We start from the raw sequence: 13,845 nt of genomic DNA, 5'->3' as shown, positions 1-13,845 counted from the left end.
AAATAATATTAAAATATTACAGGGCAGGCAACAAGATTATCTATTTTTGGGGGTATGACAATCCTTGAGAAAATCGCACTTGCACTCCCCGCAGTAGAATCCCCCGCCCGTTACATGGGCGGCGAAGCGAACAGCGTCATCAAAGACCACAGCAAAATGCTTGCACGCATGGCGTTTGTGTTCCCGGACACTTACGAAATCGGCATGAGCAACAACGGGCTCAGAATTTTGTACCATGTGCTGAACCGCGAACCGGATTTGCTTTGCGAAGTGGCTTTTGCTCCATGGGATGACATGGCCGCCGAGATGAAGAAGTACGATATTCCGCTTTATACGCACGCAAGCTATACGGCGGTCAAAGATTACGAAGTCGTGGGGCTTACGCTCCAGACCGAGCTCAACTTTACAAACGTGCCGTACGTGCTTGAACTTGCAGGGATTCCGGCATGGCAAAAAGACCGTGCCGAAAGCGACCCGATTGTCGTTTCGGGCGGACCCTCGATGGGGAACCCCGAACCGGTCGCCGATTTCTTTGACGCGTTCATGATTGGCGATGGCGAAAAGCTTGTTGTCGATTTTGTACGTTGCGTGGGCGAAGGCCGCAAGGCAGGTCTCAAGCGCGCCCAAATTCTAGAAAACTTGTCTAAACTCGATGGCGTTTACGTACCGAGCTTGATGAAGGTCGTCAAGAACGAATACGGCGTAATCGTCCCGGCAGAACCCGCAAAGGGTTCCTACGAAAAGACTAACGGTGTACGCCGCCAGTTTATCCCAAAACTCGACCCGAAAGACTACCCCATCAAGAACTTGATTGCAAACATGCAACTTGTCCACAACCGTTTTAGTGTGGAAGTGATGCGTGGTTGTGCGCAGGGTTGTAGGTTCTGCCAGGCAGGCATTTGGTACAGACCGTGCCGCGAGCTCAATCCGGACGATGTTTTGGACATTGCAAAAGCGGGTATCCAGGCGACGGGCGAACGCGAACTTGGTCTTTTGTCGCTTTCTACTGCTGACTACAAACCGGTCGAAGCACTCACGGACTCCATTATTGACGACCCGTTTTACGATAACGTAGACGTAAGCCTCCCTAGTATCCGCGTCAACAGTTTCGGACAAAGTCTCGCCGAAAAAGTTGCTGCGCTCAAGGGCGGCCGCAGCGCTACGTTTGCGCCAGAAACTGGATCCGAACGCATCCGCAAGATGATCAACAAGACCATCAGCGACCAAGACATGTACGACGCTGCCGAACACGCATTCTCTAGCGGGTTCAACAAGATCAAGCTTTACACGATGATCGGTTTCCCGACCGAGAACCTAGATGACATGCAGGCGTTCTGCGAACTCATCTTCAATCTCGTGAAAATCGGGCGCAAGTACAATCGCGGCATTCAAATTGCAGTGAGCATCGGCATTCTCATCCCGAAGTCGTTTACGGGCCTGCAATGGGCTCCGTTTATGGACAAAGAAACAGCACTCGGGCACATCCGCTACGTGCGCGAAAAGTTCTTCAAGCACCCGAACGTGAAAATCAACTGGGCGGCCTGGGAAACAAGTTTCTTGGAAGCGGTCTACAGCCGTGGCGACCGCAGCCTCGGTCCAGTCATTTACGCCGCCTACAAGAAGGGCATTATCTTCGAAAGCGACAGCTACCGTTTTGACTTTAACAAATGGCTCGAAGTCTGGCAAGAATGCGGCTACGACACGAACTGGGTCTACCGCGAACGCGACAAGGACGAAGTCTTCCCGTGGGACTTTATTCACGCAGGCACGACAAAGCAATACTTGCGCCGCGAATGGGAAAAGGCTTTCGATCCAAATTCCGCACCTGTGCCGAACTGCAAATGGGGCGACTGCCAAGCTTGCGGCATCCCGGGATTCGGCAAAGAAATCGTCCTCGCCGACGACCCTGTGCGCCACAAGGCGCCGAGCCGTACCCCTGAAGAAATCAAGAAGCTCGTGGCAGAACGCCGCCCGAGCCAGAAGGTGAGCTACAGTTACAAGATTACGTTCAAGAAGTCCGGCATCAGCCGATTCCTGCCGCACCACAACATGCTCAGTTTCTTCGAACGCACGTTCATTTGCGCAGGCATCCCGATCAAGTTCAGCGAAGGCTTCAGCCCGAAACCCCGCATTGTGAACATGGGGGCCTTGCCGCTTGGACTCGAAACTTACTGCGAAGTCATCAGCGTTGATTTACTGCAAAAGCTTGACCTCTCCGCCGAAGGCAAACCCGCCATTATCGCAAAGCTCAGCGCTCCGTTCCCGCGCGGCATGGAAATCGTGGATATCGAGCCATTAAAGGAAAAGCTCTCGAAGCATTTCCCGAAAGCGATGGTCTACCGCCACACGCCCGAAAGCATCCCCGCCGACCTTATGCAAAAGTTCGAACAAAAGCAATTGCCTATTGTCACGAACCACCGCGGTCAGCAGATGAACTTGAACGAGCAGGTTTTAGGGATTGATATTCAGAACGGCACAATGGTTGTGCGCGTCAAGTGTAACAACCAGGGGACAACCCCTAGTCCGTTTGTCATTTTTGCAGGGCTGCTTGGCATTGAGATTGACCCGGCCAAGCTCGATGAAGTCTCCCGCCGCTTCCTCGTCGCAAAGATTGCAATCGAGTGGTAATTATTCAGCCGGGAGAATAATCTCGATGTGACTGGTGCTGACGTTGAGGAAGTGCGTACGGAACAGGTCCTTTTCATTCCTGTCGCAAACGCGCACCTGCGTCACCGCAATAAAGTCCTTGTTTTCACGAATATAGTCCGTGAGGCATTCGTCACGCAACGTGTCGATTTCGCCTGTAATGACAAAATTATCTGTCCACATTTTTACTAGCATACCACTAATATATAAATGTTAGTCCAAGTAAGAAGATAAAAACCTTATTTTTTCGCCCCTAAAGCCATTTTAACGTATATTATTCCATATATAACGAAAAAGAGGTTTATTATGGCACCGAAAAAAGTCCGCACGATTCCAGGGCAGATGGCATACCACAACGCTGAATTTATGGAAAGCGATGCCGCACGCCCCATTCGATTCCTTTCTGAATTTTTCCAGCCTGCACAAGTTTTTGCACAAGAAGAGATCAAGAATTCTATCGTATTCTTTGGTTCGGCACGTACACTCCCGCCCGACGAAATTAAGAAACGCCGCAAGGGCTGCAAGGATAAAAAGGAACTTGCAAGGCTTGACCGTCTCTCCAAAGTCGCTGATTCTTACAATGCCGCACGCGAACTTGCGGCAAAGCTCGGCAAGTGGATTAACAAGCGCCACCACGGCTACGCCATCATGACGGGCGGTGGTCCGGGCATTATGGAAGCCGGCAACCGCGGTGCATCTGACGTGGGTACGCCTTCTATCGGTTTGAACATCAAGTTGCCTTTCGAACAACATTGCAACCCGTACATCGATGACGAACTGAATTTGCAGTTCCGTTATTTCTTTGTGCGTAAGTACTGGTTCTTGCGCATGGCTCGTGCACTCGTGATTTTTCCAGGCGGATTCGGCACGCTCGACGAAGCCTTCGAAATGCTCACGCTTATCCAGACCGATAAGTACGCGCAGCAGATGCCGGTCGTGATTTTCGATTCGAACTTCTGGAAGAAGGCCTTGAACTGGGAATTCTTTGCCGAAACTGGCATGATCAACCCGGAAGACCTCAAGCTCTTCAAGTTCTGCGACACGGTCGACGAGGCTTACGACTTCATCACCTCTAGGCTCGAAGAACAGAGCGAAGAATCGGTCACATTCGCACGATCCCACGCCGAAGACCAAGAGAAAAAGAAATAGAATACCGACCCCGATACAAAGGCCGGGGGGACATAGCGACACTGTCATGCCCGCCGCTGAGCGGGCATCTTTTTTGCACATTCCTTTGCATTTTGTTAAATTTTTGCCATGTTCTGGAACAATTTGGCAGAAATGATGGACAGGGTTGCGCGCAATTTGGCGCTCCGTCCGAACTACACCATGGAAGAATACCAGCGGTGGTTCGACCACAATCCTGACTTTAAGCACAACGGCAATGCAGAACGCATCGAGCTTATCGAGCCGCTTTCGCTCGTAGGCACAAACCAGCTATACCGCGCCAAGCTCTGGATTAAACACCCGCGCGACGAAAAGCACTACGACGAAAAAGAAATCGTCGTGAAGATATGCAAGTACTGGGCTCCCCCAGGCAAGAACCGCCTGCACCGTTTGAACATGCTCCTGAGCGCATTCCAAGACGAAATCCGCATCAACAACCTCGTCCGGGCTACAAACATCGAAGGCGTGGTGCAGTCTTTTGGCGGAGGCATCGCGGGTCGCCACCCTTACCTCAAGCTGGAGTTCATCAAGGATTGTGCTCTCGACAGAGTCATCAAGCCCAAGCTCACTGACGAAGAACTTTTGCAGCGCGTGGCTCAAATCGCCTACCTTGCAAACACCATCAGCCAGCTCCATTACTACCAAATTGTGCATAAGGACATCAAGCCCAAGAACTTGCTCCTTTGCCAGAATCCGGCGCACAAGAACAACCACAAGATTTTGATTTGCGACTTTGGTTACGCCCAAGTCAAGATGCGCGAATCCGTTACCGAAGGTGGCGGAGTCTTTTCGCCTAGCTACAGCGCACCGGAACTCGCCCAGTCTAGCGAAAACATCACATACGCAGTGGACTACTTTAGTTTCGGTGCCGTGATGCACGAATACCTGACCGGCGTAAAGCTCTACCCCAAGGCGAAGGAAATCTACACCGAAGAGGGTCGCCTGATTACCAAGCGTTACATGGAATACATCGAGAGCGGCCGCGAAAACGTGTTCAACGACGACCGCTTCCCGGAAATTCACGAATGGATTGACGCCCTCACCACATTCGATGTGAACGAGCGCATGCAAAAGAGCCCGAACCTTTTTGCCCTCGCCCACAAGCTCCGCGAAGAGGTAAACGCCCAGGGATTCCGGGACGTAAATACCGATTTTCTGTGGAACCAGCTGAACGAATACGGAAAGCGCACGTTCTAACCCGCTTTTAGACTACATTTCGCCCCCTAGCCCAATTACGCTTCACTAATGATTTGTTTATATTCATTAGTATGAAGAAAATATTGAGCATCCTCCTAAAACCGTTCCGGTTTTTCAAATTCCATCATTACGTGACGCTTTTGGCGATCGCAGCACTCGGGGTTTTCAACGTCCAGACCAGCTTTGACCCCATCATCCAAAAATTCCGCCAGGAAAAGGAAATCCACCAGTCCTTCGACAAGTGGTGGGACGAAGAACGCGCCCAGGAATTCAGAAACGTGGGACTCACGCCAAACGACACCATAAAGGCGCAAGAATTTGAGCTTTACAAAGAACGCTACAAAGTCGAGAAACCGACACCGATTATAGAAGACCGCATCGAGGAAATGAAGGGAGAATTCCTCGATTGGTGGGAAAATCAGGGCGGCAAAGAACAGTACGCCAAGGAGCATGGCAACTACCCGACCGACAAGCAATATGAGGCGGAACTCAAAAAATGGATTTACAATTATACGGACAAATTCCTCCGTTACCGTTGGGCATACCAGCCTAGCCGAGGCAATACCGAAAGTTGGCTCACTTGCAGTTTGCTGTTCCCAAGCGCATGGTCCTTTATTTTCTTCGTCGTATTTTTCATGTTTGCGCTGATACAGCTTGAGAAGCGCTGGCACGCAATCTTTGTTTACATTTACGGGGTAGTAATCGCAATTATTAGCGGTTTCTTTGTCGATTTACTCGTAGACACATCGTTCTTTGGGCAGTTTGCATCGCAACGCTACATGGGCGTAAGCCTGATGATTTGCTTTTTGCTTGGTGCAAATGTATTCGACAAGGAGAAAGACGCCATTCCGTCTTACGTCAGCAAGATTTCGCAATTAGCCCTCGCCGGGAGCATGGCTATTGACTGGTTCCTGAATCCTGGAATATTCAATGCGGTCGCTGTGGAATCGCCGTTCTTCTTTGCTTTAGGCGGGCTTGCAGGGTACTTCATGCCTCATCGCGCAGAAGGAAACGCCAAACAAGTTGTTACCGAACAAAAGAATGAAGAAGTGGCAACACCAGCTGAACGCACCCGCAATATGATTAACAAGGGTCTTGAAGCAGCAAACAATGGTGAAAACGAGAATGCGGCTCGTCTATTGCAATACGGGTTGACAGCGCTGTTGCAAGAAGAACCGGTCAAGTTTATGGAAGTCAAGGACGCCGTAAACAAGATTGCCATGAGCTATGCTGAAATTCCGAGCACGCAATGGATTGAATGGGGAGCCACCGCCAAGCAGAAGAAAATCCCGGAGGCCGCAATTACGTTGCTCGAGAAGGGGCTTGCAAAAGAAACGGATGCAGCCATTATCCGCCGTGCGCACTTTGACATTGGCGAGCTCCGCATCCAGACAAAATCTAATGTGAACGCCGCCATGGAGCATTTGAGCAAAGTCATCAAAGAAAACGACAGCGACACACTCGCCGAGCAAGCCAAAAAGCTCATGGAAACCGGCAAGGACATCCTAGTTCAAATGGCCTACGCCGCTCCCAAACAGTTTAAAGTTTCAAATTAAAAAAGAGATGCCGGACTGTGGCCGGCATGACAGTTTGAATTACTTCACAACAAACTTCTTGGCAGCGAAGCCTTGGATTTGCACGAGGTAAAGTCCGCGATTAAGCGTACTCACATCCATCGTCTCGCTCACACCCTGCACCGTCTTTTGCATCAGCACATTGCCGCGCACATCAAGAACCTTGACGGACTTGCCTACGACAGAACGCGGCAAATTCAGCGAGAGCATCTTGCCAACAAGAGAAACACTCGCCTTTGCAGCAACCGTAGACTTCGAAAGTCCAACAGAGAATTCCACAGGCTTAGTCAATTCATCATAGCGTTCCACAAGCGCCATCAAGTACCATGTGCTGTGCGGCAGCCACTGTTCATCCCAGCGCCACACCTGCCAAGATTCCTTTTCAGAATCAAAACCCACAGCAGCGACACCGTCATCCGTCCAGGCAATACCCGAGCCATCCTGATTCTTGCCGCTAATGCCGTTTGCAATACCGCCTTCAAGCGTTGCGTCATATTTTGACTGGCCATCATACTTTTGCGGGTTCTTCGTTCCCTTGCCATACATCATGCAAGTCGCATAGGGATTCTTGCCCAAAATCCAGTCAAGCTGATCCGTAGCATATTTTTGCACATCACTCGTGGTAACATTCCTATATTCGCCGTCAATAATGCGATTTGCGTACATTATCGCCGCAGAAAGACTTGCAAGGCGAGCATCTTCACCCTGCCACCAATAATTACTTTCGTTATCGTGCGGGATAAAGAATCCATCCTTTATTTTGTCCTGAGTCTTGTAAGTCTGGCGGGCATAACCAAACGGGTTATCAACCTTATTCGTAATTTTAACAAGCCAGTCAAAATGAGACCTAATGGCATTACGAACATTATCGATAGATTCGTTCACGCAACCACCACCAATCATAGTAACGCAACCCCAATAAGGGAATGGCCGACCATGAACTTTTATGCCGGCATCTTCGTCAATAGCGCCAACAACCTCACTATAACGAGCAAGGGCAACCAACGGAAGCCCCGCATCGCTAGCATGCCAGAACGGACGAGTCTTTGCATCATCGCTCCAGAAATAGCCATCTTTACTTACACGAGAAGATAAATGTTCGGCACGGTCATAAGCATCTTCCAGATACTCCTGTTTTTTTGTAGCGGCATAAAGTTCCGTCGCCGCCAAAAGCGCCGTATAATCATCAATGATATTTTCTTTATGGTCATCGCAGTAAGCGCAGTCGCCGCCAACACTCTGTTTTTCGGACAAATGCTTATAAGCCTTTTCCGCAGCAGCCAAATACTGTTCGCTCGTAAAGTCACCCTTCAGCTTTAGCCTTGCAGCACTAGCGAGAGCTGCAATCGCCATGCCACCGCCTTCACGGAAGGCCGTTTGGTAATCGGTACTCTTGATGCCATCGGAACCGCTGAAAGCACAAATTTCACGTTTACCCATGGGGCTACCCCAGTTATCAAACACGGTCATATAGAAAAAGCCCTGTTCATCGAGCATGCGGACCAAAAAATCGGCACCGTAAGCCGCTTCATCAGCCGTTTTCGCCTTTGTCGATGTCGAACCAAGCAACTTCGGGATGCGTTCCGAAGCAAAAGCAAGCGACCAGACCGTCAAAGGAATCTGCTGCGGGTTCAGATAATTCGCATAAGAAAGGTGACTCAAATACTTACTGACATCGCCGCTCGCATCATACCAACCGCCATGCACATCAAGCTTTTTGTCGGACTTGTACACCGGCATCTGCTTATCCCAGCCTTCAACAGTAGGGTCATCTGCACGATCATCATAGAAGTAATTGAGCACTGACGCAAGCGTATTTGCAGCCAAAGCGTTTTCGCCCACCGTAAATTCGCCCGATTTCTGCGGTTGACCATTCTCGGAAACCTGGAGCGTATACTTGCCCGCCTTAAGGCCCGTCAAGTCCGCCACATAAAACTTGCCACTATTCAGCCAGTTATCCGGATTCGAACCCGTCGAGAGCTTACCCGTCTTGACCGCAGTCCCACCCGACATCACGCTAAATTCAGCTCCGTCCGCAAGATTTTCGCTTTGGACAATCACGGAAATCGGCTGGTCGACATCGTAACCAACCTGATTGTAGAAAAACTTGGTTTCGGCAGAGGCAACGCCCGCGCTCAAAAGAACAGCGGCCGAAAAAATCGGGGAAAGCTTATAGATACGCATGCGCTAAATATAAATTCACGATGGTTCAAGAAAAAGTAAAGATTGAGTATACCGTTTTGGTCATTCTGAAGCAGTCATCCTCGACCGTCAGGGAGGGGAACCATTATTTTTCGCGAATACTATTAAACGCAATTTTCGCGTAGATTATAAAACAAATCACATTTAGCCCAACCGAGAGATCTTTCACAACCACCTAAAACCGCAATTTATTATAGGGGTTTTATAGCAATTGATTCCCAAATGGAATGTTTTTGTTACGGACACACCCATAAAAATCAACGTAAAAAGCCTCAATTTGTTATTTCAACGCAGATTTTACGTTAAATAACAATTATTTTTCAGTAACCATAAAATTTTTATTGACCGTTGAAATTTCAGAACCTATCTTTGCGATGTAAATAAAAATGACTGGATTCTTCGCGATTTCATCGCTCAGAATGACGTCTCAGACTTCAACAATCAAAAACAGAAGACACAACCATGTACTACGAAACCATTAAAGTTCTCGACTGCACGATCCGCGATGGCGGTCTCGTCAACAAGCACGATTTTTCTCTTGAATTCGTGCGTAGATTGTACACCCTTCTCACCGCAGCCGGCGTAGACTACATGGAAATGGGTTACAAGAACTCCCCAGAACTCTTCGACCCGAAGGAATACGGTCCGTGGAAGTTCTGCGATGACGATCTCCTCTGGAAAGTCAAGGACGGCATCGATTCCAAGATGAAGATGGCCGTGATGGCTGACGTGGGCCGCGTCAACATGGATGCCGTGAAGCCCGCTTCCGAAAGCCCGTACCAGATGTTCCGCGTGGCAAGCTACGTCAAGAACATCGACAAGGGCATCAGCATGGTGAACGCCTTCCACGACATGGGCTATGAAACGACGCTCAACATCATGGCCGTGAGCCGCGACCGCGGTCCGGAACTTGACGAAGCCCTCCACCAGGTCAACGAAGAATGCAAGGCCGACGTGCTTTACCTCGTCGACAGCTTCGGCGCCTTCTACCAGGAAGACATCGATAAGGAACTTGCCCGCTACAAAGGCATCGTGAAGAACAAGAAGTTCGGCTTCCACGGTCACAACAACCAGCAGCTCGCCTTCTCCAACACGATCCAGGCCATCATCAACCACGTCGACTACCTCGACGGCTCCGTGTCCGGCATGGGCCGCGGCGCAGGCAACTGCACCACGGAACTCCTCCTCGGCTTCCTCAAGAATCCGAAGTACGACCTCCGCCCGGTTCTCGACGCCATTCAGGAACTCTTCTTGCCGTTGCAGAGCAAGTACGAATGGGGTTACATCATCCCGCAGATGATCACGGGTATGCTCAACCGTCATCCGCAAGACGCTATTGCCGTCCGCAAGACCGAAGAAAAGGACATGTATCGTAAATTCTACGAACACATGATTAACGACTAAAGTAAAATACATTGGCGACCCCGTCCCCATACGCGGATCATGACCACGTAAGAGCTAAAGCTCTAAGTGGTCAAAGAGAACAAGTCCGGGGTGACACGAGTAAGAAATCCTGTTCAAACGAACGGGATTTTTTCGTCTTAATGCAACATTGCGTTGCATATACTTTATATAATACACCAATGATACGTCAAAATTTCCTACAACTTAAAAAAGAAAGAATTTTGTCACAAATTTCATCTTTTGAAAACTTTATTTTATATTTTAAAATATACCAAGTTGTAATAAGGAGGAAACAAATGAAACTGACTAAAGCCATAACCGCATCTTTTATAGCGTTGGGAGCGTCAAGCACATGGGCTGAAACAGTCCGCGAGTTGCACGTATTCTTGCCCGACAATACCATGTGGAAAACATCCACCCCATTAATCTACGAAGACGGCAAAGCACACGAATTAACTCCAGATTTAGATCATTGTGGCTGGTTCACTAGACGTTACGTTGACGAAAATCTTCCACACAATGCTATTATAAAAATGGAAGGTGACGACGATTTAAAATACGGAATCGGCATCAATGGCGAAGCCGGATACTTAAACGGTGAAGCCGCCGAGCCCATAGATTTAGATGGTCTTTTTCAGCTTTACTCATCAGAACCCGTTTTTCAGAACAAACTTTACTTTGTCGCTGACGAAAGACAAGCCGCCTCACTCCCAGCAGAATTATACGGTTGGTACACAGAAATGCCTAATATCCACGGCAATTGCACATTCGGCATCGCCACAATGATTTACGATACAGATGCCAGTTTACACCCCGCATTCTCCTGCTACGCCGCAGGCGGTGAAGGCTGTCAAGCCGTGTCAGGAACTGCAGCACAAGGCGTAGATGCAGCGACCGCAATCAAAGCCATCTACGACTGCATAGGCGTCACGACAGGCCTTGTAGAAGACACTTTGGACAAAACAACAAAGAAGCCAAAGCTTTCTGCAGCAGGCAAAAAATGCTTTATCGACGAAAAGTATTTCAACCAGTTGTTCAATTACACCGAAGGCGTGAATGAAACGTCCTGTTTCGACATTCCATTCACTCGCACACTCAAAGGTTGGGATTTCAACTCGGATGAATTCGTTGTTCCTGGGCTCAAAACTGCTGTAACGGGAGGGTTTTTCCCTGTAGAAGCCTCGACTGACGACGTTATCAAACATGCGAACGCAAGCCAAAAACCGCTCCCGGCAGCACGCACCAAGCGTAACGCCGAAGGTCCTATATTCTACGGCACCAAGCTTCGCGCACTGGATCCGACCGAACAAATTCCATTAATCAATACAATCTGTAACGGCCCAGGCTGGGACAAGGGCCACGACTGCAACGGAATGTTCGCCGATGCCGCCGAAACCGAGACTTTCATCAAGAGCATCAATTCCACGATCGATTGCGTATTCGGCTGGAGCTGCCCTGAGCAGGCCCCCACCAATTGGCCAATTTACACAGAAGGTACAGAAACCCCAGGCGGTATAGGCATTAATGGCGTTTCGCGTTGGACATCTAACGTCGGGGGCAACGGAAACGGCGGACGTAACCACCACTTCTGTTCCGAAACACACGCCCAGTTCAAATACAAGAAGGGTGCAAGGTTCAGCATCAGCGGTAACGACGATATCTGGGTATTCATTGATAACAAGTTAGCAGTCGATATTGGTGGCAACCACCTTTCTGCACCGGGCTATGTTGATGTAGACAAGTTCTTGCCAAACGCAAAGCAAGACAGCATCTACGACATTGACATTTTCACTTGCAATCGTCGCGCACCGTCTAGTGACCTCCGAATCAGTACAAATATGCTGTACATGGATCAAAATGCTGGAATTTCTTTGGAAAGCAAACAAAATATGGAAGAATGGCGCAGGACCGGAAATAACGAATACAAAGTTTGCTACACAGAAAACCATAACGGCTCTTGCGTACCCCAAGTTACGGTATGCGATACCGCAGACTTCCCCACAAAGCCTAAAATTTCATTCTTGTTCACCACGGATGCAACCGGCAATGATCCCACTAAGACACTCATTAGCGAAGAAGAATTTGCCGCAAACCCAATCCAACTCGACAGTATATTCAACGTCAGCAACCCAACACGTCCCATTGTCAACGAAAAGCGATTGACAGAAAGCCTCGCACCAGGTATGTATTACCTCATTATCAAGATTGGCGATGAGCAGGCTGCAATTTCATTCGTAGCCAAATCCGAAGCATCCATCGCCGAACGCAGAGTTGCACTAAGCAGCACAAGCGCATTCAGCGTGATGAAATCTGGCGCACAGGAAATCACGATTACCACAGAAAAGCCGAGCCTCGCAAAGCGCTTTGCAGTTATGGATATGAACGGTCAGGTGCTCTCTGTAGGCAAGCTGAACAGCATTGACACCCGCGTGAAAGTCCCGACCGCAGGTTCGTACATTGTGAAAGTTGGGAACAATACTAAACGCGTGAACGTTAGGTAGAGAGAAAGGAGGCGCCCCGCCAGGGGCGACGTTCATGCAGAAACAAAAGGTCCCGCTCCAATGGAGCGGGACTTTTGCGTTTCAAGATTTAACTGGATCGGCAAGCCTCAGAACGACGCGTTGCATTACAATCCGTCAAGTTCTAGCAAAGCGGCCATATCGTTCGAATTGATTTCGAAATCAAGCTTAGCGTTCTGACGGATGCGTTCTTCATGCACGGATTTCGGAAGCGGCAAAAGCCCAAGTTGCAACACAAAGCGACTTGCAAGTTGCGGCACCGAAACGTGGTACTTTTCCGCCATTGCACAGACTTCCGGCACTTTCAAGAGGCGACCCGTCGCATTGGGCGAATACGCTTCCACCAAGATTCCCGCCTGTTCGCAGAAGTCAATCAAATCCGTCGGCACATGCCCAATGTGAACGCGAACCTGATTCGCCGCCGGCACCACGCGTCCACCCGCCAGCAAATTGTTCAAGTCGTCAATTTCAAAGTTCGAGACGCCAATCGCACGGATTTTACCCGCTTCGTAAGCTTCTTCTAGCGCATTCCAGACATCCACATTTTCACGGTAATAATGGTTTCCGTTAGGGACGCCCATTTCGGCCCACGGACGCGGAGCATGAATGAGCATCATGTCGATATGGCATGCATCCAAGCGATCCATCGATTCCTGGATACAGCGTACCGTATCAGCATAATTCTTGACTTCGGCAGGGATTTTCGTCGTGATAAAAATGCTTTCACGGTGAATTCCAGTCGATTTTAGCGCCGCCTTGAGCCCAGCACCGACTCCCGCCTCATTTTCGTAAGCGATTGCGGTATCAATATGGCGATAGCCCGCATCAATAGCGGTCGCAACAGCGGTTGCCGCCACGTCATTTGGGGTTTGCCATGTACCCAAAGCAATTTTCGGGATTCGCTGCCCATTATTCAACTTGTAAAATTCGTCGAGTACCATAATCAAACCTCGCTACTTGCACCAAATTAATATAAATAGAAACACGATTCTAGCGAGGCAGAATCGCCAAAGTCCTAATACCACATTGGAATATTTACTGGTGTGAAAAGGGATATGGGCTTACGCCCAAAGCCTTTTTAATTTAAAATGAACTTCATGCGGGCGGGGCCCCAGCTCAGAGTTGCGAAGGCCGCA

9 protein-coding genes are annotated in these 13,845 nt (G+C 49.3%); 6 read left to right on the top strand and 3 right to left on the bottom strand.

Annotation, left to right across the window (positions count from 1 at the left end):
• Positions 1 to 54 precede the first annotated feature (54 nt).
• Positions 55 to 2,628 (top strand): TIGR03960 family B12-binding radical SAM protein, encoded by a 2,574-nt coding sequence (locus tag FSU_RS12180; RefSeq protein ID WP_014546691.1) that lies wholly within the window; start codon positions 55 to 57, stop codon positions 2,626 to 2,628.
• Here FSU_RS12180 and FSU_RS12175 read toward each other — a convergent pair whose 3' ends face one another.
• Positions 2,629 to 2,841 carry a DUF6812 domain-containing protein gene (locus tag FSU_RS12175; protein ID WP_157747953.1) on the bottom strand — a complete coding sequence of 71 codons (213 nt, stop codon included), beginning with the start codon at positions 2,839 to 2,841 and terminating at the stop codon, positions 2,629 to 2,631.
• A 111-nt stretch (positions 2,842 to 2,952) separates the two neighbouring features.
• Here FSU_RS12175 and FSU_RS12170 point away from each other — a divergent pair, with 111 nt between their 5' ends.
• The 3 genes from FSU_RS12170 (at position 2,953) to FSU_RS12160 (ending at position 6,566) form a co-directional block, all read left to right on the top strand.
• A complete protein-coding gene (locus FSU_RS12170; RefSeq protein WP_014546690.1) occupies positions 2,953 to 3,795 on the top strand; it encodes an LOG family protein in 843 nt (280 codons plus the stop codon).
• Positions 3,796 to 3,903: 108 nt separating this feature from the next.
• Positions 3,904 to 5,010 carry a protein kinase domain-containing protein gene (locus FSU_RS12165; protein ID WP_014546689.1) on the top strand — a complete coding sequence of 369 codons (1,107 nt, stop codon included), beginning with the start codon at positions 3,904 to 3,906 and terminating at the stop codon, positions 5,008 to 5,010.
• 71 nt (positions 5,011 to 5,081) lie between these two features.
• Positions 5,082 to 6,566: a hypothetical protein gene (locus FSU_RS12160; RefSeq protein WP_041917855.1), complete on the top strand. Its 1,485-nt coding sequence runs from the start codon at positions 5,082 to 5,084 to the stop codon at positions 6,564 to 6,566.
• 39 nt (positions 6,567 to 6,605) lie between these two features.
• Here FSU_RS12160 and FSU_RS12155 read toward each other — a convergent pair whose 3' ends face one another.
• The gene (locus tag FSU_RS12155; RefSeq protein ID WP_014546687.1) at positions 6,606 to 8,768 is read right to left on the bottom strand and encodes a glycoside hydrolase family 9 protein; all 2,163 of its coding nucleotides are present in this window, start codon (positions 8,766 to 8,768) and stop codon (positions 6,606 to 6,608) included.
• Between the two features lie 480 nt (positions 8,769 to 9,248).
• Here FSU_RS12155 and FSU_RS12150 point away from each other — a divergent pair, with 480 nt between their 5' ends.
• Together FSU_RS12150 and FSU_RS12145 are read left to right on the top strand one after the other, a co-directional pair.
• A complete protein-coding gene (locus tag FSU_RS12150) occupies positions 9,249 to 10,190 on the top strand; it encodes an aldolase catalytic domain-containing protein (RefSeq protein ID WP_014546686.1) in 942 nt (313 codons plus the stop codon).
• A gap of 296 nt (positions 10,191 to 10,486) precedes the next feature.
• Positions 10,487 to 12,691, top strand: coding sequence for a fibro-slime domain-containing protein (locus FSU_RS12145; protein ID WP_015732182.1), 2,205 nt, complete (start codon positions 10,487 to 10,489; stop codon positions 12,689 to 12,691).
• 125 nt (positions 12,692 to 12,816) lie between these two features.
• On the opposite strand, the gene FSU_RS12140 is transcribed toward FSU_RS12145, so the two are convergent.
• Complete coding sequence (locus FSU_RS12140) at positions 12,817 to 13,650, bottom strand: aldo/keto reductase (protein WP_015732181.1); 834 nt, start codon at positions 13,648 to 13,650, stop codon at positions 12,817 to 12,819.
• Positions 13,651 to 13,845: the final 195 nt, after the last annotated feature.

It is taken from the genome of Fibrobacter succinogenes subsp. succinogenes S85 (genome assembly GCF_000146505.1).
Lineage (GTDB): Bacteria > Fibrobacterota > Fibrobacteria > Fibrobacterales > Fibrobacteraceae > Fibrobacter > Fibrobacter succinogenes.
The sequence above is the reverse complement of the archived record's forward strand: the minus strand, read 5'-3'. Positions and strand labels throughout refer to the sequence as shown.